The sequence below is a fragment of the Spiribacter salilacus genome, assembly GCF_009649225.1.
GTDB lineage: Bacteria > Pseudomonadota > Gammaproteobacteria > Nitrococcales > Nitrococcaceae > Spiribacter > Spiribacter salilacus.
Genome location: NZ_WJPP01000005.1, coordinates 155975 through 176851, shown reverse-complemented (window position 1 = coordinate 176851; position 20877 = coordinate 155975). Strand labels below are relative to the sequence as shown.

Below are 20877 nucleotides of genomic sequence, written 5' to 3'. Positions count from 1 at the left end.
ACATCGCTTGAAAGTAATCCACCTAAACCACTCTGATATCTCCGGCGGCGCCGCTCGCGCGGCATATCGAATCCATCACAGCCTGGGCGATGCCGGTGTGGATTCGCTGATGTGGGTCAATAAAGCCAAGGCGGGTGATTGGACGGTCGAAGGGCCAGCAAGCAAAGTGAGCAAAGCATTGGCTGCGGTACGCTCGCATTCGGTGAGACCGCTTGTAAACACGCTCAAAACCGGTAATCCCATTATCCATTCGCCCGCGATTCTGCCGTCGCAGTGGGTCAAGCGCATCAACGCCAGCGATGCCGACATCGTGCATCTGCATTGGGTGCAGGGCGAGATGCTCTCTATCGCCGACATCGGTCGCATCCAAAAGCCCATCGGCTGGACACTGCACGATATGTGGGCGTTCTGCGGTGCAGAGCACTACACCGAGGATCATCGCTGGCGCGAGGGCTATCGTCGCGATAACCGCCCTTCGCACGAATCTGGGTTCGACCTTAACCACTGGACCTGGCAGCGCAAACGCAAGCACTGGCAACAACCCATGCACATCGTGACGCCGAGCCAATGGCTGGCCGACTGCGTGCGCAAAAGTGCGCTGATGCGCGATTGGCCGGTATCGGTAGTGGCGAACCCCGTCGATACCGAGCGTTGGAAGCCCTTGGAGCAATCCCTCGCACGCGAGTTGCTGGGATTGCCAGCGGATGTACCTTTACTGCTGTTTGGCGCCATGGGCGGCGGTCGTGACCCGCGCAAGGGTTTCGATCTGCTTTTGCAAGCACTGGAACATCTGCGCGACGATACGCGCGCTCAGGGCATGGAGCTCGTCATCTTCGGCCAACGCGCGCCGCAATCACCCCCCAACCTCGGCTTCCCCATCCACTACACCGGCCACCTGCACGACGACCTCAGCCTGCGCGCGCTCTACAGCGCCGCCGATGCCATGGTAACCCCCTCGCGCCAGGACAATCTGCCCAACACCGGTGTCGAAGCCCACGCCTGCGCCACCCCGGTGATCGCCTTCCACATCGGCGGCCTGCCGGACATCGTCGAGCACCAGCGCACCGGCTACCTCGCCAAGGCCTTCGACACCGAAGACCTTGCCCACGGCATCGCCTGGGTGCTGGCGCAGCGGGCGACAGGGCCAATCGGCGGGCTATTGGGCCAACAAGCGCGGGAGAGGGCGGAGGCGCGGTTTGCCGCCCCCGTGGTCGCGGCGCAGTATCGGGCGGTGTATGAGCAGATTGTTTATTCAGCCTAATCGACATAACTTACAGTTCATGAGGCCAATGGTCGCAAGCGCCATCGTCTGGGTTTTCGTGATGTCGTGTAGTTCAGACTCAAGGGCTCTCTGGAGGCCGAGGGCATGCAGTTGAATCGGGCAGATCGTCGTGATGTATATGCGGTGTTAAGTGCAAAAAAGCGTTCGGCAGGTAGCTGGGAGCGAAAAGGCCTGAAGCTAACCCGCACTGGGGATGTGCCAGTGTCGCTAGACCTGACTAAGATTGTGCGCAGCACGCAGATCGCCTTGCGCATTGCCAAGCGCGGCGCCTCTTTGGTTGAGCGACAGGCCGAAGTGTGTTCGGCCGAGCCAGTGTTTATAGGAACGCGCGTACCGTTGGCGCAGGTTGTTGAGCAGTTTCGCGCAGGCGTGTCGTTTTCGGAGATCGCCAAGGATCGCCCGCGGCTTAAAAAAGAAGCATTGCGCTACGCCCAGTTATGCGCACGCCTGGGCCAGGCGCCCGGCCGACCAATCAAGGCGTTGACATTGCGACGGCCCGCAATTAAAGCTGCTGATTGATGAGAATCTATCGCGGCTACTTGCGCGCTAGGCGAACGAGCAGGGTATTGAAGCTTGGCGCCATAATCAGGTGTCCACTATTGTTGGGCAGGATCAAAGTTTACAGTTAAATCGAAATTCAATATATGAATTCAACTAATTGCTCCATTGTAATTTCTTCTTTTGATGGGTATTCAGATGCTTGGAGACCTTTTTTTGAGCTATTTTGGAGGTACTGGCCAGATTGTCCATATCGAATTTACTTGATTGCCAACAATTTAGAATATCCAGATGAAAGAGTGAGAACAATTAAAATACCAAATGATCAAGGATGGGGCGGAAATTTTATTCAGGCAATCAAAGAGATCAAGACCGACTATATTATTTATTTACAGGAGGATTATTTCCTGAAAAGTAAGGTTAACTCCGGCTATATCGAAAGGATATTGAAATTTACCGCTGATGAAAGAGCGGTCTGTATGAGACTATTTCCTTGCCCCGGCCCTGATCTCTCTTACAAGGGTAATTCTGAAATTGGAGAAATATCAAAGGATGCTCCTTATCGTATTTCATTGCAAGCAGCGATATGGGAAAGTCGTCCATTTCTGGAGTTGATCCGGCCGGAATGGAGCGGTTGGGATATGGAGATCAGAGGAACTATTGAATCCAGCAAACAAAATCAACTTTTCCTAGGGGTGAAGAGAGAGGCGCCATTGGCATTAGATTATTTCTGTACGGCTATCTTGAAAGGGAAGTGGCTGCCGGGGGCGATAGAATTATGCGAGCAGGAAGGGGTGGAGATCGACCTATCGAGGCGGCCAGTCTTGTCTGCTTTTGATAAAATAAAAGGAGAGATTTTAGGGCATATAGCGAAACCCTATTTATTTTTAAGAAAAATATGGCAAGGACGTTAAAAATATATTCTGATAAAAATATGTCCCTGAGGGTGGTTTTCATGAGGTGTTTTTTTCCTTCTGGGAGAAATTTGAATTGGTCAGAATTGAGGGCCGTCAATGAACAGGGATAAAGCCAACGCGAAGGGGTTGCGAGATGAACTATGAGTATCCATTTGAGGTTGTCGAAAGAAAAGCGCCAAAATGTCTTATGCCACAAGATGAAAGTTTATTTGGAAACGAGCTTGTCAGAGAGTTACCAGCAGTTTCCGAGACGGAAGAGGCAGGTGCATGGGTCTTTCCTTCTGGGCACGTGCTCAAAGGCTTAGCTCTCAATCGTAAGCAATTTAATATTAGAGTTGGAGTGAAAGGCTCGTTCAAAGCTTACCTGAAAGCTTTATTTTCCCTGTTGAAGTTGCGTAGGCTGAAAAAGATAGATAAGGCGTACTATGTTACTAATTCTAATTCTAAAAACTTTTTTCATTGGTTTCTTGATGTTTTGCAAAAGCTAGAATTTATGGAGCGGAATTATCGAGTCGCAGCTGAGAAAGGGGTGGTGATCATTCCCTCAAATCATAAAGCAGACTTCATGGTAAGTTCATTATCTGCTTTTGATTTTAGGGTCTTTCAACAAGATAATGATCAATTAATTTTGGTAAAAAATCTTATGGTTGTGCCTGATTTGGCGCCTACTGGGAATTACCGAAGGGAGGTTGTAATAAATCTTAGGGAAAGGCTGCGCAGCTTTTTCCCCATTAAGCGGAATGAGGGCAGGCAAGTGAAGCGAGTCTACATAACTCGTAGAAATGCGAAGAAACGAAAGATTGTAAATGAAGATGAATTATTGCCGGTTTTGAGCAAATTTCGCTTTGAAGTTATTGACATGGATGCCTTAAGTTTTAAACAGCAAGTTCAAGTGATGCTGGGGGCTGAGATGTTAGTGTCATTGCATGGGGCCGGTTTAACTCACATGTTGTGGATGAAGGATAGAGGGAAAGTCCTTGAGATCAGGGCTTCTGGGGATGGCCAAAATAACTGCTACTTCACCTTGGCATCGGATCTTGAACTGGATTACTACTATTCGCTAGCGGAAAAGACGGACGCCGCCCAGAGTACACAGCGAGCTGACTACATTATTGACGCAAAGCACTTCGAAGCCCGATTAGAACAAATGGTCGAACATATTGGATAACCTACATCGAAAGAAAACTACTCGCACCGCTCGCGCATCCTCATCACCGGCGGTGCCGGCGTCCTAAGTTCGCATCTCTGCGTACGCCTGCTGAATGACGGTCGCGACATCATCGGCCTAGCCAACTTATTTACTGGCACTAAGGACAATGATCTGACCCACTTGCAGTGGACACCACAGTAACTTAATGCACTGGAGGTGAACCATAGCAACGAAGGTGAAAATGATATCGGAACAAAAACGCGCTCCCTACAGTGCAGAGTATCGAGGCGAGGCCCTCGCGCTGGCCGAGCGAGTTGGCGCTGAAGCAGCGGCCCGCGAACTGGGGATTTATGCCACGCAGATCTATCAGAGGCGATCGAAGGCGGCGCATGAGCGGGGCGTGAGTGATCGAGAGCGTGAGCTACGCGAGGAGAATTCTTGGCTTAAGCACCGGCTCTCTGAGAGGCTAAAGTAGTAATCGATCTTTGCACCCGCAAGGTAATTGGCTGGGAAAGCAGCCAATGAATCGATGGGGAACTCGCCCGTGGCGCGCTTAAATCAGCCATCGCCCGGAGCAGCCCGCCCCACAGCGTGATCCTGCACACCGACCGTGGCAGTGTTTAATGTGGTTGGCAGCACCGAGGTCTAATCCGCCGCCAGTCAGCCCTTGGATACATCAGCCCAGATGCATTCAAGGGTCAGATTGCGGCATAATCAGGTGTGTACTCTTGCTGGGTAAAATAAAATTTACACAACAGGCAGGAATAGTTACGATCAATCAGCCCTTAATTTCCATCATCACTGTCACCTACAACGCGCAAACTCACATCCGCGAGGCAATTGAGAGTGTCTTGTCTCAGACCTACCCCAACGTTGAATACATCATTATTGATGGCGTGTCCACGGACGGTACGCTAGACATCATTCGCGGCTACGAGGATGCAATTGACCACTGGATCAGTGAGCCGGATGAGGGCATATACAACGCCATGAATAAGGGCATTAGCTTAGCTAGTGGCGATATCATTGGTTTGGTTAATGCGGATGATGTGATTTACCCGGATACCCTGGAGAGGGTGGCTGCGGCACTATCAGAAAACCCCACGGCAGGCTTTACAATGGCGCCTGTTGAGCTTGCGCATGAGGATGGTAAGGTTTTTGGCGTTGCCTCGCCATTGACCGATGATGAGCTCGATACGCGGATGTGGAAAGAAATGCCGTGCCCGCATCAGGGCATGTACGTCAAAACTGAGATTTACGAATCACTCGGCTTATTTGATGAACGTTATCTTTTAAGAGCAGATTATGACTTTCTGCTCCGGTTGCTTAAAGCAGACATCCCATTTGTTCGACTTGATCAGCCGGTCGGCTTTTTCCGGTCAGGCGGGCAAAGCGGTGGGCTTAGCACGTGGCTGGAAACCCGACGACTATTGGCATCCCACGGTCGCCCTAGATTAGCGAGTGACTTAAGCTTTCTATCATCAGTGCTAAAAATGACATTGTCGGAAGTCTTACCCAACCCGCTATTTAAACAGCTAAAACGACTGAATTGTCGCTCAAAGCGAAAGCTTTATTGAAACCTTGCCTTGTGGCTGACGCTAAACTCAAAATTTTGCTCTGCATCACGGGGCTAGAAGTCGGTGGGGCTGAAAAATTGGTATGCGCATTAGCAGATCAATACGCTTCTGCTGGCCATCAGGTAAAGCTAGTTTGTTTGACTGAGCCGATAATCGTTCGACCCAAAAACAGGAACATATCCCTAGAAAATCTAGCGATGAAGCGTAATCCTATTGGGCTGTTGGTGGGCTTGAGGCGGTTGCGCGAGATGGTTAAGTCCTTCCAACCCGATATTGTTAACTCGCATCTCGTTCATGCCAATATCTTGACCCGTATGCTTAGGTTAGTAGTACCCATGCGTTGTCTAATCAGCAGCGCACATAATTCTAATGAAGAAGGCCGTGCTCGCATTTGGGCCTATCGGCTGACGGATCGCTTGGCGGATATTTCCACCAATGTGTCTAATGAAGCTGTTCAAGCTTTTGAAGCGCAGGGCGCAGTTAAGCCGGGCCGCATGATTCCAGTTTATAACGGTGTATCCACGGATGAATTTCGATTTGATACAGCGTTGCGTGAGCAAATTCGTGAGGAACTAAAGATTTCAGCCGAGACGTCACTCATTCTGGCGGTAGGCCGATTATGGGCGCCAAAAGATTACCCCTCCTTACTCAAGGCAATGAGCGCTTTAAAAGACGATCGAAGCTGGCGCTTGGCGGTGGCTGGAGACGGACCGCTTCGAGCGACGCTCGAGGCTCTTGCCGCCGACCTAGAGATTTCAGAACGAATTAATTGGCTTGGAGTCCGGCATGACGTGCCGGCATTAATGTCAGCCTGTGATGTGTTTGTGCTTTCATCCGCATGGGAAGGATTTGGTCTTGTAGTGGCAGAGGCGATGGCCTGTCAGCGCCCTGTGGTGGCCACAGACTGTGGGGGCGTTCGAGAGGTAATTGGAAACCGCGGGTCATTAGTCCCGCCAAAGGATCCAGTCGCGCTAGCGGAGGCGATAAAGTCCGCGCTGGCACAGCCTGCGCAGCAAAACGAGGAATTAGGCCGAGCGGCACGCAAACGCATCCAAGAACGGTACTCGATAACCGCCACAGCCGAGCGTTACTTGGCGGTTTATCGGGGCGAGTACTGATGTGTGGCATATGCGGCGCATGGGGTGGGTCGACTCATAATAAAGCTTCGATTGCGCGCATGGCTGGCCGCCTTCAAAGTCGTGGCCCCGATGCAAATGGGCATTGGAATGATAGTGAACTTAACCTTGCCTTGGCCCATCAACGCCTGGCCGTCCTTGACCTCTCACCAGCTGGGCACCAGCCCATGCAGTCGCCTTGTGGCCGTTTTGTGCTGGTGTTTAATGGCGAAATTTATAATCATCGTACACTGCGGGCTGAGCTTGAAGCGGAAGGTGGTGGGTTTGAGTGGCGCGGTCATTCAGATACTGAAACGCTCTTAGCTGGCCTGAGGCATTGGGGCATAGACGAGGCACTGCAGCGCCTAAACGGCATGTTTGCCTTTGCCCTTTGGGATCGGCAAGAACGTTGTTTAATCTTGGCTCGTGATCGCATGGGTGAGAAGCCGCTCTATTATGGGCATGCTGGCGGCACTTTTCTTTTTGGCTCTGAGCTTAAGGCGTTAACCGCGCATCCCAGTTGGCAGGGGCAGATTGATCGTAATGCATTGGCCGCGTTTATGCGGGATGGCAATGTGCCGGCGCCACGTTCGATTTATCAGGGCATCCATAAATTACTGCCCGCCCATTATGTGGTGGTGTCAGAAGGCGGCCAACGTATTGGCAAACCGACTTGCTACTGGGATTTGGGTGGCATCGCCGCCAAGGGCTCTGATAGCTTCCTTGATGCCAACACCCTTATTGATCAATTAGACCACCGTCTGCATGAAGCCGTGGGGCTGCGAATGGAGGCAGATGTGCCTTTGGGGGCGTTCCTCTCCGGTGGTTACGACTCCTCTGCAATCGTGGCGCACATGCAGGTGCAAAGTTCACGGCCGGTAAAGACGTTTTCGATCGGTTTTACGGAAGCGGATTTTAATGAAGCCGAGCACGCGGCCGCCGTGGCAAAGCACCTGGGTACAGACCACACCGAGCTAACGGTTACCCCAGAGGCGGCCATGGGCGTTATTCCAAACCTGCCAACCATCTACGACGAACCCTTTGCCGATTCCTCGCAAATCCCCACCTATCTAGTCAGCCAGCTAGCTCGATCTCAAGTAACGGTTAGCCTATCCGGTGACGGTGGCGATGAGCTCTTTGCCGGATACAACCGACATGTCATGGCGCCAAAACTTTGGCGCCAGATCCATCGATTGCCCCGCCCCATGCGGCAAGCGGCCGCTGCCTCACTGGCACTGGCGCTGAGGGCAAATTTCCTCACGAGCTCAGCTCGTATCCCCCAGCTGGGTGAAAAGCTGGAAAAGCTTCGCGATGCTTTGCTGGCCAACGACGGCATGGATTTCTATCGTCGTTTGCGCGCCGCCTGGCCGAATCCGGATGCGCTGGTGCGCGGGGCTGATGATTTGGGTTCTATGGCCGGCGGATCGAGTACGTCCTCTGACGCACTAAGCCTTCGCGAGCAGATGATTCTTGCCGACATGCAGAATTATCTGCCAGACGATATTTTAACGAAAGTGGATCGCGCCAGCATGGCGGTAAGCCTAGAAGCCAGAGTGCCCATGCTCGATCATCATTTAGTGGAATTTGCCTGGCGTGTGCCTGATCAATTTAAGGTGCGTGATGGGCAAGGCAAATGGCTGCTGCGGCAGATGCTGTATCGCTATGTGCCCAAAGAGCTGTTAGATCGCCCAAAAGCCGGTTTTGCGGTGCCTGTAGGTGAATGGCTACGTGGCCCGTTACGTGACTGGGCGGAGTCGCTGCTCAGTGAAGACCGACTTCGACGCGAAGGATTTTTAAATCCTACTTTAGTCCGGCGGTGCTGGAATGCCCATCTAACTGGGCGACGTCACGGTCATGCACAAATTTGGAATGTACTGATGTTTCAGGCATGGCTGGAAGAAAACCGGCAGGGCCAAAGGATTCAATGATTGACTTAATCTTTGGTGCCGTTGGCCTGATGTTTGGCGTTTTGCTGACCACTTTTTTGGCGCTGCGAGTACGCGCATTGCGTTGGGTGTTAGGCGTTGCTTTTTCTGTGCGGGCCGGCGCTGCGCTATTTCATCGGTATGTTAGCCCGTTGCCGGATGGCGTTGCTGACGCCGTGAGCTTTGAAAACTATGCATGGAGCCTTGCCCAGCAAGGCTTTGTTGCAGCCCTAGCGCAATTTCCAGGCTATGGGAATGGCTGGGGGTACCCGTGGCTGGTGAGCTTGGCTTACGCCTTGGCAGATCGTAGCCCGCTCTTTATGCAGTCGCTGAGTGTGATCGCGGGCACCCTGTGTGTGCTTCTTGCCTATCGTTTAGCCCAGCGCATTTGGGGTCAGGATGCGGCATTAAGAGCGGCTTGGGTCACTGCTGTGTTTCCCATGCTCGTGATGTATAGCGCGTTAACAATGCGCGAGGCGTTTATCATACTCGCATTATTGTTTGCGCTTTATCAGGCAGTAATTTGGCAAGAATCTGACCGCCTTGGCGCACTGTTGCTCGCCTTTGTGGGTTTTTTGATTGCTGGCTTTATGCATGGCGCAATGTTGGTCGGCGCAGTCATGTTGCTGCTTTTATTACTGCTAAACGAGACAAAGCGACTTTGCGCGGCACTTAAACGGCGGAATGTCTCGTTCATAGGCTTAGGTTTAGTTATGGTTGGGCTTGTTGCCGTTTTGATGCTTGCCTCCGGCAGCCTGAGCATCCCTTACATCGGAACGCTGGCAAAGGGCTTGTCTGTCGATACCTGGATAGCGCTTGCACAGCGCCAGGCTCACGGTGGCGCGAGCTACCCAGACTGGTTATCCCCAGAAAACGCCGCGCACTACCTTCTGCTGCTACCCGCCCGCATCGCTTACTTTATTGGCGCCCCTTTCCCGTGGGACATCCGCAGCTTTCCGCAACTGCTCGGGTTAGTTGATGGGCTTTTATACTTGGCCGTATCCTTCCTTATTCTTAGAAATTTCCATGCAATTTGGCACAATCCCGCCGCGCGCCTGGTATTGCTGATCTGCGCCGCACTGGTTTTCGTTTATGCCATTGGGGTCGGTAACTTCGGCACGGGCCTGCGCCACCGCGCCAAGTTTATTGTGCCGGCCCTTGTGATGGCAGCGCCATGGTTGCCGCATTTGCGGTGGTTAGTGCTGAGAAGGGTTCGATACGTAGAAGGCAATAATGCCTCGGGTTCGGCCTCGGCATGAAGTGGTATTCCCCCCATTTATAACCGGGGCGATAAGTAGAGCTCATCAGGCGGCCATGGCTACCTTCTGTTTCGAACCAAAAACTCCCTGCGGTTCAAGGCGAGCGGTGTCTAATGTTGGCTTTGTGCGTGTGGCCAAGCTCACTTCGCGGGAGTGGTGAGTCATTTAATCACTACGCTTGCTAATTGGGTCGTTCTGCGCGAATATAAACAAAATTTCGTTGGTTTTAGCGCAGTATGATAAAAAGCTACCGTTTTAAAAACTTCTGCTCGTTTCGTGAGGAAGCGATGGTCTCATTCGAGGTTGGAAAGCAGCCGTCTGATTCCGGCTATGATTTGGCGTTTGCTGATCAGAGCCGCGGTAACAAGGTTGTGGCCGTGCTGGGCGCCAACGGCGCTGGCAAAACGCAGTTGCTTAAGCCAATGGCCTTTTTGAGTTGGTTCATTTCTCGGTCATTTCTGAATGCCGAACCACAACAGCCGATTCCGGTGCGTCCGCACAAGTTGGATGAGGAAAGCCCGATCGAGTTTGAGGTCGATTTTGAACTTGATGGGAAGGCCTATCGCTATCAATTGGACGTAACGCCTGAGCATGTGCTGCATGAGGCGCTGTTCGTGAAGACCAGCCGTCTCTACAGCTACCTGTTCGTGCGCGAACGCGGTGGCAACAGTTATGCCGTTAAGCAAAAGGGTTTTGGCATGAACGCGGCCCATGCGCGGGGGATTCGCGGTAATGCCTCGTTGCTGGCCGCCGGGCATGTCTATGACGTTGCGGCTGCCTCCAAGGTTGTCGCCTACTTCGAGCGCTATAGTTCAAATCTCAGGGTTACTGGCCGCGCCCACTATGATCATCAGCAACTGTTGAGTAGCGCGCATTTCTTTAGCGAGAATCAGGCATTGCATGAGCGCGCGCGGCGCACGATCTGCGAGCTGGATCTTGGTTTAAGTGATGTCAAACTCAGAGAGATGCCGGTGCATGATGAAACGGGCGAGCAAACGGACTCCATTCAAGTGCCGTTCGGCGAGCATCGCCTGGAGGGCGGTCAAGGCTTTTCATTGCCATTTTTCGAAGAGTCTAGCGGTACCCAATCTGCATACGTGCTGTTGCGGTATATCTTGCCTGTACTAGAGGGCGGGGGTGTTGCTGTAATTGATGAGTTCGACAGCGATCTCCATCCGCATATGCTGGAGGTCATCCTAGATTTGTTCCGCTTGGAGCACACCAACCCGCATAATGCACAGCTTCTATTTTCATGCCACACCACAGAGGCGTTGAACTTGCTGGCCAAACACCAGGTGTACCTCGTCGAAAAGCAAGATCTTGTCAGCGAGGCTTGGCGGCTAGATGGGGTCGTCGGATTACGCAGCGACGACAACCTCTTTGCCAAGTATCAAGCCGGCGCGCTCGGAGCCGTCCCGAATATTTGAAGGTAGGAAGGCAAGGATGCCGCAACGCAATACAAAACGCAGAGCACTAAAATCGCTCCTGATTGTTGGCGAGGGAGCGCATGATAGGGCGTTTGTCGACCATCTGAAGTCGTTGTATGACCAGCGAAAGTCTGGTCAGACAGTGACGGTAAGGGCTGGTGACGGAGGGTCACCTCGGGATCTGCTGAAGCGGATGGTCAGGTGCTATCAGCACAAGGATTATGACCAGCGAGTGTTGTTGCTAGATGATGATGTGGGAGTAACTCAACCCGCCCGTGACATTGCTCGAAAGCACGATATAGAGATGATTCTTTCCAGTCCGGTCTGTCTCGAAGGAATGTTGCTTGACGTCTTGGGGGTGTCTATCCCCTCTACGGCACAAAGTTGTAAAAGCAGTCTGCGCCCGATGCTAGACGGCCATCCCGCAGAAAAACGAAGCTATCAGCGATGTTTCCCGCAGTCACTTTTGGATCAATCGACCAACTTGGCACTGGCCCGCTTGCGTGTGCTGATCAGCAATCATTCAACCTCAAGTATCGATCCCTGAGCATATTGGTAACGAAGATAGCGCCAGTGGATGGCATTGGAAAGTGCCCGGGGGCGCATCACACCATAGCACTCCCCATCGGCTCTCACGCTGTGATAGTGAACCCCAAAACTCTTGGCTTCGCGCAATGCGTATCCAAGCTCCTGAGCGGCCCCATAGTCGTCAGGATGGTAGATGGCGTGTCCGGATAAATGTCTTACATCGTGCAACGTCACCGGGCCTAGGTGGGCACGAATAACCCGCATCTCTTGTGTGGTTTCTTCAATCCGCGATTCCCGTAAAAAACGCCCCCGATGGAATGACGACTCGGCAATAGCGACGTTCTCGTCGGCAGCGCAGTAGTAAACACCAAAATCACGGTTAAAGCGGCTACCGCGGCCATCCACCGGCGGGTGGGTAAAAGCCGCCATAATCCAAGACGCGCCATCGCCGTATACCCGATCTTCCGCTGGCACCAGGCGAATATCACCCGCTGCGTCGCGCAACCTGGGATTGGTCAGAGACTCAACGGCATAGAGCACCTCCCAATCCTGTGGATTGGAGACACGATCGAACAGGTCAATTTGCGGATAGCGCGCCAGAATAATCCGATAGACGGACTGGTCGACCTCACTGCCGGGCAGGGTGTTGATGTCGATCACCAGCCACCCCGCTCCGCATCAAGAAAATCCCTAACCACCGCCAAGTCCACCACTTGGCCAGCCAGTAAGCGATTCAGTGGTGCTGTGCCATTGAACAGCGGGTTGTCATTGGGTGTAGACACCCACTGATCGGCCAGTGCCGGCTCGGGCAATAGAATCTGCAGGGACTTATAAATACCCAAAATGTAGCTGGCCCGTTCCAACTGGTCCCGAGTTAACCGAGCCTTTTCTGGTTGGCGCTTCCAGTTGTAAAGGGTTTTCTCGTTGCTGAGCCCTAATAAAGTCATCTGCTGGGCGCCGGTCAGGCGCCACTTGCTGAAAATATTGAAAATGGCCGGCAGCAGCGAACGGGTGACCCCCGATCCATATTGCAGCAATTGTTCGGCTTGAGCCGCCATGATGCTCTCCTTTACTGTATTGTTACAGTCTAATGAGGATCCTGCCAGACTGTACTGTTACAGTCAAAGAAAATGGCACGCCCGTGCTGACACGGCTCGTGAGCGAGTTGTTACGCCCTTTAGCTTAGCTTGCATGGCGGATTCTTATTGTGGACTCTGGGCAGAGGTCATGGGCCAATAAGATGCGGACTGATAAAAATATGGGAATAACCTATGGGTCAACTGACCATTACTTTGGATGACGACCTTCATCGTGCGCTTGAAGAGGCATCCGCGCGCCAAGGCCGATCGATTAGCAAGCTAATCGGAGAAAGTCTGCGCCTGAGCGGTATTAAGCCTGTTGAGGATGCGACCGTGCTGGTGGAGCGATCGCGATTACGCGCAGGGCTCAGCGAAGCGGAAGCGTTGGAGATTACTGAAAACCAGGTTCGTGAAGCACGTCAGGCTCGTCGGGCACCATGAAACGAGCCCTCCTCTTCGCCAACACCGAGTGGTATCTCTATAACTTCCGCCTCTCGCTGGCCCGTGCGCTGCAGGCGGCGGGGTATGAAGTCATCCTCATCTCGCCCCCTGGCCCCTACGGCCACAAGCTCCGCGAGCTAGGCTTTGATTGGCGCCCAGCGCCGATGGCGCGGCTCAGTCTCAATCCGTTTAGCGAACTGCGATTGCTGTGGTGGTTAATCCAGCTCTTGCGGCACGAGCAAATTGATGTGGTGCATGGCTTTACGATTAAGTGTGCGGTGTATGGTTCATTAGCCGCGCGCGTGGCGGGCAATCGCCCGCGCATTGGCGCTGTTGCCGGGCTGGGGTATGTGTTTACCAGCCGGTCGATTAAGGCGTTAGTGCTGCGCCCGATGGTGCGATTGGCGCTTAGGTTGGCGCTCGGCGGCAAGCGCGCCCGGCTTATCCTGCAAAACCCTGACGACATGGCGCTATTTGAGTCTGCCCGCCTGGCGCGGCCCGATCAGCTGCGGCTTATTCCCGGTTCGGGAGTGGACGTAACGCGATTTAAGCCGGCTGAGGGGGGAGCTAAGCGTACCGTCGACGACGCCTTTCGCATTGTTCTACCCGCCCGGCTGCTCTGGGATAAGGGTATAGCCGAGTGGGTGGCAGCGGCCGAAAAGCTCAAATCCACCCATCCGCAGATAACGCTGTTACTGGCGGGTGAGCCGGATGCGGGCAACCCCGCCGCCGTGCCGGCCGAAAAGTTCAAGGCTTGGCATAATGCGGGCATTATCGAATGGTTGGGTAAGGTGGATGATATGCCAGCTTTATTCCAGTCGGTGGATGCCGTTGCGCTGCCAAGTTATCGCGAAGGGCTGCCCAAAAGTTTGATTGAGGCCGCCGGCTGCGGCCTGCCGCTTATTACCACAGACGTACCCGGCTGCCGTGAGGTTGTCACCCATGAGCAAGATGGCTTGCTGATTCCGCCGCGCAACGCCGATGCCCTAGCCGCCGCCATCGCTCGGCTGGCTGATGATCCAGAGTTATGCCAGCAGCTCGGCGCGGCCGCCCGCCAGCGGGCCTTGGCCGAATTTGACGAGCAGATCGTAATTGAGAAGACGCTGGGAGTTTATGGGGACTTACAAGATGCGCAAAGTTGCCAAACACATTAAAAGATTCCAATAAAACAAATGGAGCACACCGATTATGTTAAAAAACAATAAAAAAACTCTAATATCGGAATTTCAGCTATCAATGGCTGTCATTTCAATCGTGTCTCTTTTGCTCATTTTTTATCACTTATCGCAAGGGTCTGTGAGCTCCCCAGATACAGGAACGTTTTCAAGGTGGGCGGACCTTTTGATTTCCCACGACTTCAATTTCTTCCGCTATTACTCAGAAAATAATTTTGTCACGCCTTCCTACTTCTATACGGTACCTGTCACTTTCTTTGCGCTGTTGAAAGTTATTTTTGGTGATGCATGGAAGGTTGTTTTTTTCTTTTTTAATTTAGTATTGCTTTGTGGGTGTTTGGTTCTAACTTATAAGATCCTTCGATTGCTCCTAATGCCTTCCATCTGCTGCGCACTAGCCACTGGAGTGCTACTATTATCCGACGCTTATCTTGTTTGGCCCCGATACATTTTGACTGATACGATTTTTTCGGTGAGCGTATTATTTTTACTTTTTCTGATAATCACTAGACTCAACGCAAAAAATTCTGTTCGTCTAAAATTCTCCGTAACTGACTTAGGCGTAATGCTGATGGGCGGTTTTATAATTTTTACTCGACCCACTGCAGCGCCCTATGTGATCGGATTGCTAAGCGGATGGATTTTGATTGTATTCAGGCTTGAGCAGAAGTTGTTTACGTATCGAAACGTCGCTGTTGCATGTGTTGGATTATTGGTTGTAGGCGGGGTTTTTTCTGCTACGCTGTATTGGGCGCAAATTTTTACGCCTTTAGATGTTCGTCAACTAAGCTGGTTGGGAGAAATGCATCTTGAGGGAATGGTTGTACATGACAGGCCAGAGACGTGGACAAGTCCGCCAGAGAGCTGGTTAGGAATCTTTAAAATCTACTGGTTAAAGGTGCTGCATTTTTGGGCGCCTTGGGCTGAAAGTTACTCTTTCGTTCATAAGTTGGCCAACGGGTTGTTTTGGTCTTTTTGTGCTGGCGCCATTTTGGCTTGGCCGTTGGTCAGAAACCGCTTAGAGCCCAACCAGCAGATTTATCTTATATTGCTTTTGATCACCGCGGTTTTTGTGACGGCGTTTCATGCGGCAACGATCATTGACTATGATTGGCGATACAGGTACCCACTAATTATACCGGTCCTTATTGGTGCCAGTTGTGTCTATTGGCAGATGTTCATATGGTTGATGCAAGCACAGGGAAAGGGCCGAGATGAAAGATGAGCAACCTATGATTGCGGTGGTCGTTCCGTGTTACCGGGAACGTGACAGCATCCTCCAAGTGCTAGCAAGCATTGGTGATGAGGTAAGTGGAATATTTGTGATTGACGATGGATGCCCAGATAAAACGGGGGCTCTGGTGCAAGCCTCTTGCGATGATGACCGAGTCCATGTCGTTTACGGAGAAACGAATCGTGGTGTCGGCGCGGCAGTGAAGCTTGGCTATGAGCGAGCTTTGCTTGCTGGTTACCGTGTCATTGTCAAACTAGATGCGGATGGGCAGCACGACCCAAGACTGGTGGGAAGTATCTCAAACCCTATTTTGAAGGGAGAGGCGGATTACGTTAAAGGTAATCGATTTTTTTTCCTGGAATCACTTATGCAGATGCCTCGCAAAAGAGTTGTTGGCAATGCGCTTCTTTCTCTTGTGGCTAAGGTATCAACAGGATATTGGTCGATCGCGGATCCAGCTAACGGCCTAACAGCGATTGATTCGAGAGTACTAAAAAGGATACCCCTAGCAAAAGTCTCGAATGACTATTTCTTTGAGAGCGATATGCTTTTTCGGTTAAGTACACTGCGAGTAAGGGTTCAGGATTTTCCGATTAATGCGATATATGGTAATGAAACGAGTTATTTAAAGGGCTATAAAGCGGTCTTTCCGTTTTTGGGGAAAAGCTTGAGAAATTTTGGCAAAAGGATCTTCTATAATTACTATCTTCGTGGTATGTCCGCGACATCAATTGAACTCCCTGTAGGGACGGTGTTGTTATCCTTTGGGTTGATTTTTGGATTGCAAAAGTGGGTAGAGTCCCTGCAGACCGGAATGCCAGCAAGTGCAGGTACCGTCATGCTGGCAGCATTGCCGCTAGTGGCAGGGATACAAATGTTAATTGCAGTGGTTAGTGCTGACATGTTGCAAGAGCCATCAAAACCGATCTCGCCAAAGTTGTCAGGCGTTACCTACCCACATGAGTCGCGTTAATGGGGTACGTCGTAGCCGTTCTTTGTGTGATAGGCGTTGGGGTTGGCCAGTTGCTTCTGAGGCTGGGAACAGAATTCGCCGAGCGTGATGGGGGTTACTTGACGCCTAGTGTCTTATTGACGCTAGGAGGCGTAATTGGCTTATATGGGCTGCTGTTTCTGGCTTGGTTTTGGGTAGTAGGCAACATTGGGCTTGCTAGAGCCTACCCAATGATGGCGCTATCATTCGTATTAGTCCCGTTTGGGAGTTATCTGTTTTTCGGTGAGAGATTGGGGGTGCAATATTTAGTCGGTTTAGGGCTGGTAGTCGCCGGTATATTGCTTATTATCTATGGTTCCAGTGCTTATCGTTAATACCGTAAGCTTCCTCAAAAGATGAACAGGTCATAAGTAGACACTTCTAAGGAAGCGCTGTAGATTCAGCTTGTCAATGCAACATAAGTACCCCATCACCACGATGTGCCGCATTCTCATGCTTGAGCTTTGCCTGATACCGATAACAGGTCTGGCTAATAGAAAAGCCTGACAGGCACGCCGGATGCTACAGCGGCCGGCTGTGACTGCCTTTCTGGCCATCTCACGGCGATGAGATGGCCTTACCACTTTCCCTCGAGGGCTTCCTGGCGCAGATCCGACTTAAGCCGCTCCTCGGCGTACATCTTCTTCAAGCGCCGGTTCTCATCCTCGAGCTCCTTGAGCCGCTTCATCATCGAGGTGTCCATGCCGCCAAACCTTGATCGTTTTTCGGGCGAATTACCGAATCATCGAACGCGATGGCAGCTCGTTTTTGCTCCGCTGGACTAAGGAATAACTTTTACGCTCGGTGCCGTCTGCCCGTATCATCACCCCATGAAAACTGAAATGGACATTCAAATCGCCGTCATCGGCCTAGGCTATGTCGGCCTACCCCTTGCAGCGGCTTTCTCTGAGGCCTATCCCGTGGTGGGCTTTGATATTGATGCGCGGCGCATCGCCGAGCTAGAGGCTGGGCATGATCGCACCGAAGAGCTCAGCGCTGAAGAGCTTGCCACCGCCGCGGCGCAGGGCATTCGCTACACTGCAGATCTTGAGGCGCTTAAGGGCTGCAACGTGTTTGTGGTCACGGTGCCTACGCCGATTGATGGGCATCGCCGGCCCGATCTCACTCCGCTCATTAAAGCCAGCCAAACCGTGGGCGCGGCCATTCAGCCCGGCGCGGTGGTCATTTATGAATCCACCGTTTACCCGGGCGCAACGGAGGAAGACTGCATTCCGGTGGTAGAGCAGGTCTCGGGCCTTAAGTACGGGCAAGATTTTCATGCCGGCTATAGCCCAGAGCGCATCAACCCGGGCGATAAAGCCCATCGGGTCACAGACATCGTGAAGGTGACGAGTGGCTCATCGCCGCAGATTGCCGATTTTGTGGATGCGCTGTATGCCCGTGTGATTAAAGCCGGTACGCACAAGGCCCCGAGCATTGCGGTGGCCGAGGCCGCCAAGGTCATCGAAAACACGCAGCGCGATGTGAACATTGCGCTGGTCAACGAGCTGGCCGTGCTCTTTAACCGCTTGGGGCTGGATACCGAGGCTGTGTTGGAGGCCGCCGGCACCAAGTGGAATTTTCTGCCGTTTCGCCCGGGCCTAGTGGGTGGACATTGCATTGGGGTAGATCCGTATTACCTGACTCACAAAGCCCAAGCCGTGGGCCATCACCCCGAAATGATTTTGGCCGGCCGCCGCCTTAACGACAGCATGGGCGCCTACGTGGCCAGCCAAGTGGCCAAAGGCATGATTAAGCGCGGCGTAAGCCTGCCGCAAAGCCGCATCCTAATGCTCGGCCTGGCCTTTAAAGAAGACACACCCGACCTGCGCAACACCCGCGTGGTCGACATCATTGCCGAGCTGGCCGACTACGGCGCCACCATCGACGTTCACGACCCCGTGGTCGACGCCGACGAGGCCCGCGACGAATTTGGCCTGACTTTGGTCGCCAACCCCGCGCCCGCAACCTACGACGCCGTCATCTTAGCCGTAGGCCACCGCGCCTTCGTGACCCGCGGCGCCGACGGCGTACGGGCTTGGCTCAAACCCAACGGCTACCTTTACGATGTAAAATACGCCTTCCCTGCGGCGCAGGTGGATGGGCGGTTGTAGGGGATGGGGTTAAGTCGGTTATGCCGCTTTCTAGCCTGGTTACGCGGTGTTCCGGGAATATCGCCCGCTCCCGCGCCCGAGCAAGTTCCGGCTCCCGCGCCAATATCCACGTGGACGCCTGATTTACAGCGTATCGCCACCCATCCGCGCCGTGAGCTAGTACCACCTCAGGCCCCCGTACATTCTAAGCAATTAAACCTTCAATGGATTATTCCGGATGCCGCTAACAAAAGTGGGGGCGGGCACATGAGCATCTTTCGGCATGTGCGCTTTTTAGAGGCCCAAGGTCATCAACAAACCTTATGGCTGCGCCCACCGTGGTTTCACAATTCACCTGAAGAGGCATTAAAAACCTTTCAGGCTTACCAGCCACTCAGCGCTGGTGTTGAGGTGCGCTTTTTACCAGACGACCCTGGCCAGATTAGTGGCGATGCGGTTATCGCTACAGATTGGTGGACGGCTTATCCCGCCCTAGCCGTCAGCCATGTGCGTGAGCGTTTTTATGTGGTGCAGGATTTTGAGCCGCAGTTTCAGCCCATGGGCGCCGGCTACTTGCTGGCGGAAAACACCTATCGCTTTGGTTTTAAATGCCTCTGCGGCGGGAATTGGTTGGCCCAGCGGCTAAGAGAAGACTACGCCTGCTGGACGCGGGCCTGGCCATTAGCTTACGACCCAGAAATTTATTTTTCTCAAGGCAGCGTCAGCACAAAGCACAGTGCCATACCGCGTATTGCCTTTTATTATCGCCCCAGTACGCCTCGGCGTGCCGTAGAGCTGGCTTTGGCCGCCTTTGAGTTGCTGCATGCGCAAGGGCTGCACTTTAGTGTGGATTTTTTTGGTGAGCCATTGGCATTTACCCCCGCCTATTCCTATCAAGATCATGGAGTTTTAACGCCACCCGAGCTGGCAGATTTATATCGCGCAGTTGATTTAGGCGTCGTATTTTCTGCCACCAATTATTCACTCATTCCGCTTGAAATGATGGCATGCGGGCTGCCAGTGGTTGAGCTAGATATGCCCGGCACCCGGGCGGTTTTCCCAGCCGGTACAACGCTGTCTGTGGCGCCTGACCCAGTAAAAATCGCGGCTGGCATTCAGTCTGCACTATCTGAGCCCGCGCAATTAGCGCAAATCCGCCAGGCTGCCGCTGAGCATGTGGCCACACTCAATTGGGCTGCCAGTTGTACTGCTTTTGAGCAGGCGTTAATTGAGGGGTTAACGGCCTGATGGCACTGTCTGCGGCGGTGATAATCCCGGCTCGTAATCCCGGGCCGCGTTTTCAAGAAGTGTTACAGGCCGTTCTCGAGCAGTCGCTTGACCCCGCTATTATTAGCAGCCTAGAAGTACTAGTGATTGATTCGGGGTCTACGGATGGCACCTTGGAATATCTCCCTGCACTGAATGATGAGCGCGTGCGTGTCCATGAAATTGCCCCTGCCGAATTTGGGCATGGGGAAACACGAAACGCCGGGGCTGAGATGACACAGGGCGAGGCATTGGTTTTTTTAACGCATGATGCCCTACCGGCCAATCAGCAGTGGCTCAATGCGCTGGTTAAACCCTTGGTGCAAAACCCAAAAGTGGCCGGTGTTTTTGGTCGGCACATCGCTTACCCAGAAGCGGATGAGCCAACCCATAAAGCGCTAGAGCGGCATTTTGAAGGTTTTAAAGCGCAGCCAGAGGTGTATCTGGAAGACCCCGTCCTGTATGCGGCTGAAGAGGGGTATCGCAAGTTTTTGCATTTCTTCTCTAATAACAACTCAGCAATACGGCGTAGCGTTTGGGCGCAACACCCCTTTGCCGATGTTGCCTTTGCAGAAGACCAAGTTTGGGCAAAAGAAATTATAGAGGCTGGGTACGTTAAGGCCTATGCGCATGAGTCCGTGGTGTATCACAGCCACCAATTTTCAGCATTTGAGCGATTTCAGCGCAGTTTTGACGAGGCCTCCGCCTTTCGGCGGTACTTTGATTACCGCTTATGCCGTGGCCCGCGCATGTTTATAAAGCGCGTCTATCAAGAAACCGCCGCTGACCGGCGGACACTCAAAATGAATCTGGCCAATGTGCTAGGGCATTGGCTGGGCACTTACTCACAGCGCTTACCTAAACGCTTGGCACAGTGGTGCTCTTGGGATAAGCGCTTGCAGCGTGGGCTACGTTAGTTA

22 protein-coding genes and 1 pseudogene are annotated in these 20877 nt (G+C 52.8%); 20 read left to right on the top strand and 3 right to left on the bottom strand.

Annotation, left to right across the window (positions count from 1 at the left end; translation table 11 throughout):
* Positions 1–7: 7 nt before the first annotated feature.
* The 12 genes from GH984_RS10210 to GH984_RS10835 all read left to right on the top strand — a co-directional run bounded on the left by GH984_RS10210 (position 8) and on the right by GH984_RS10835 (position 11697).
* A complete protein-coding gene (locus tag GH984_RS10210; protein WP_153720115.1) occupies positions 8–1261 on the top strand; it encodes a glycosyltransferase family 4 protein in 1254 nt (417 codons plus the stop codon).
* A gap of 105 nt (positions 1262–1366) precedes the next feature.
* Positions 1367–1801, top strand: coding sequence for a DUF433 domain-containing protein (locus tag GH984_RS10205; protein ID WP_153720114.1), 435 nt, complete (start codon positions 1367–1369; stop codon positions 1799–1801).
* Between the two features lie 125 nt (positions 1802–1926).
* Complete coding sequence (locus GH984_RS10200) at positions 1927–2694, top strand: glycosyltransferase (RefSeq protein WP_153720113.1); 768 nt, start codon at positions 1927–1929, stop codon at positions 2692–2694.
* Positions 2695–2830: 136 nt separating this feature from the next.
* Positions 2831–3865 (top strand): glycosyltransferase family 61 protein, encoded by a 1035-nt coding sequence (locus GH984_RS10195; protein WP_153720112.1) that lies wholly within the window; start codon positions 2831–2833, stop codon positions 3863–3865.
* A gap of 36 nt (positions 3866–3901) precedes the next feature.
* A complete protein-coding gene (locus tag GH984_RS11000; RefSeq protein WP_369692053.1) occupies positions 3902–4048 on the top strand; it encodes an NAD-dependent epimerase/dehydratase family protein in 147 nt (48 codons plus the stop codon).
* 40 nt (positions 4049–4088) lie between these two features.
* Positions 4089–4322 (top strand): hypothetical protein, encoded by a 234-nt coding sequence (locus GH984_RS10185; protein ID WP_172973225.1) that lies wholly within the window; start codon positions 4089–4091, stop codon positions 4320–4322.
* Positions 4323–4575: 253 nt separating this feature from the next.
* Positions 4576–5424 carry a glycosyltransferase family 2 protein gene (locus tag GH984_RS10180; RefSeq protein ID WP_216643661.1) on the top strand — a complete coding sequence of 283 codons (849 nt, stop codon included), beginning with the start codon at positions 4576–4578 and terminating at the stop codon, positions 5422–5424.
* Between the two features lie 11 nt (positions 5425–5435).
* A complete protein-coding gene (locus GH984_RS10175; RefSeq protein WP_172973224.1) occupies positions 5436–6542 on the top strand; it encodes a glycosyltransferase in 1107 nt (368 codons plus the stop codon).
* Positions 6542–8467 carry an asparagine synthase (glutamine-hydrolyzing) gene (gene asnB, locus GH984_RS10170; RefSeq protein ID WP_153720108.1) on the top strand — a complete coding sequence of 642 codons (1926 nt, stop codon included), beginning with the start codon at positions 6542–6544 and terminating at the stop codon, positions 8465–8467. The genes GH984_RS10175 and asnB overlap by 1 nt, the downstream gene beginning before the upstream one ends.
* Positions 8464–9723, top strand: a complete 1260-nt coding sequence (locus tag GH984_RS10165) for an ArnT family glycosyltransferase (protein WP_172973223.1) — start codon at positions 8464–8466, stop codon at positions 9721–9723. Before asnB ends, GH984_RS10165 begins: the two co-directional genes overlap by 4 nt.
* A gap of 236 nt (positions 9724–9959) precedes the next feature.
* Positions 9960–11150: an AAA family ATPase gene (locus tag GH984_RS10160; RefSeq protein WP_153720106.1), complete on the top strand. Its 1191-nt coding sequence runs from the start codon at positions 9960–9962 to the stop codon at positions 11148–11150.
* A 16-nt stretch (positions 11151–11166) separates the two neighbouring features.
* Positions 11167–11697: a hypothetical protein gene (locus tag GH984_RS10835; RefSeq protein WP_216643660.1), complete on the top strand. Its 531-nt coding sequence runs from the start codon at positions 11167–11169 to the stop codon at positions 11695–11697.
* Here the strand turns inward: GH984_RS10835 and GH984_RS10150 are convergent.
* Both GH984_RS10150 and GH984_RS10145 read right to left on the bottom strand, forming a co-directional pair.
* Positions 11670–12338: an RES family NAD+ phosphorylase gene (locus GH984_RS10150; protein ID WP_369692050.1), complete on the bottom strand. Its 669-nt coding sequence runs from the start codon at positions 12336–12338 to the stop codon at positions 11670–11672. The two genes, GH984_RS10835 and GH984_RS10150, sit on opposite strands and share 28 nt — an antisense overlap.
* A complete protein-coding gene (locus tag GH984_RS10145) occupies positions 12335–12736 on the bottom strand; it encodes an MbcA/ParS/Xre antitoxin family protein (RefSeq protein ID WP_153720104.1) in 402 nt (133 codons plus the stop codon). The genes GH984_RS10150 and GH984_RS10145 overlap by 4 nt, the downstream gene beginning before the upstream one ends.
* 213 nt (positions 12737–12949) lie before the next feature.
* On the opposite strand from GH984_RS10145, the gene GH984_RS10140 reads away from it, so the two are divergent.
* From GH984_RS10140 to GH984_RS10120, 5 genes are read left to right on the top strand one after another with little or no spacing between them, the layout of a single operon-like run.
* A complete protein-coding gene (locus GH984_RS10140) occupies positions 12950–13198 on the top strand; it encodes a ribbon-helix-helix protein, CopG family (protein WP_153720103.1) in 249 nt (82 codons plus the stop codon).
* The gene (locus GH984_RS10135) at positions 13195–14352 is read left to right on the top strand and encodes a glycosyltransferase family 4 protein (protein WP_153720102.1); all 1158 of its coding nucleotides are present in this window, start codon (positions 13195–13197) and stop codon (positions 14350–14352) included. Before GH984_RS10140 ends, GH984_RS10135 begins: the two co-directional genes overlap by 4 nt.
* 34 nt (positions 14353–14386) lie before the next feature.
* Entirely contained in the window at positions 14387–15598 is a 1212-nt protein-coding gene (locus GH984_RS10130) for a hypothetical protein (RefSeq protein ID WP_153720101.1), read from the top strand.
* Entirely contained in the window at positions 15588–16580 is a 993-nt protein-coding gene (locus GH984_RS10125; protein WP_153720100.1) for a glycosyltransferase family 2 protein, read from the top strand. The genes GH984_RS10130 and GH984_RS10125 overlap by 11 nt, the downstream gene beginning before the upstream one ends.
* Positions 16580–16933 (top strand): DMT family transporter, encoded by a 354-nt coding sequence (locus GH984_RS10120; RefSeq protein ID WP_153720099.1) that lies wholly within the window; start codon positions 16580–16582, stop codon positions 16931–16933. Before GH984_RS10125 ends, GH984_RS10120 begins: the two co-directional genes overlap by 1 nt.
* A 109-nt stretch (positions 16934–17042) precedes the next feature.
* On the opposite strand, the pseudogene GH984_RS10115 reads toward GH984_RS10120, so the two are convergent.
* A pseudogene (locus GH984_RS10115) lies at positions 17043–17319 on the bottom strand (IS3 family transposase); the annotation flags it as partial.
* A 109-nt stretch (positions 17320–17428) separates the two neighbouring features.
* Here GH984_RS10115 and GH984_RS10110 point away from each other — a divergent pair.
* The 3 genes from GH984_RS10110 (at position 17429) to GH984_RS10100 (ending at position 20874) form a co-directional block, all read left to right on the top strand.
* A complete protein-coding gene (locus tag GH984_RS10110; protein ID WP_153720098.1) occupies positions 17429–18712 on the top strand; it encodes a nucleotide sugar dehydrogenase in 1284 nt (427 codons plus the stop codon).
* 246 nt (positions 18713–18958) lie between these two features.
* Positions 18959–19939, top strand: a complete 981-nt coding sequence (locus tag GH984_RS10105) for a glycosyltransferase family 4 protein (protein ID WP_172973222.1) — start codon at positions 18959–18961, stop codon at positions 19937–19939.
* Positions 19939–20874 carry a glycosyltransferase family A protein gene (locus GH984_RS10100; protein ID WP_153720096.1) on the top strand — a complete coding sequence of 312 codons (936 nt, stop codon included), beginning with the start codon at positions 19939–19941 and terminating at the stop codon, positions 20872–20874. Before GH984_RS10105 ends, GH984_RS10100 begins: the two co-directional genes overlap by 1 nt.
* The last annotated feature ends 3 nt before the right edge of the window (positions 20875–20877 follow it).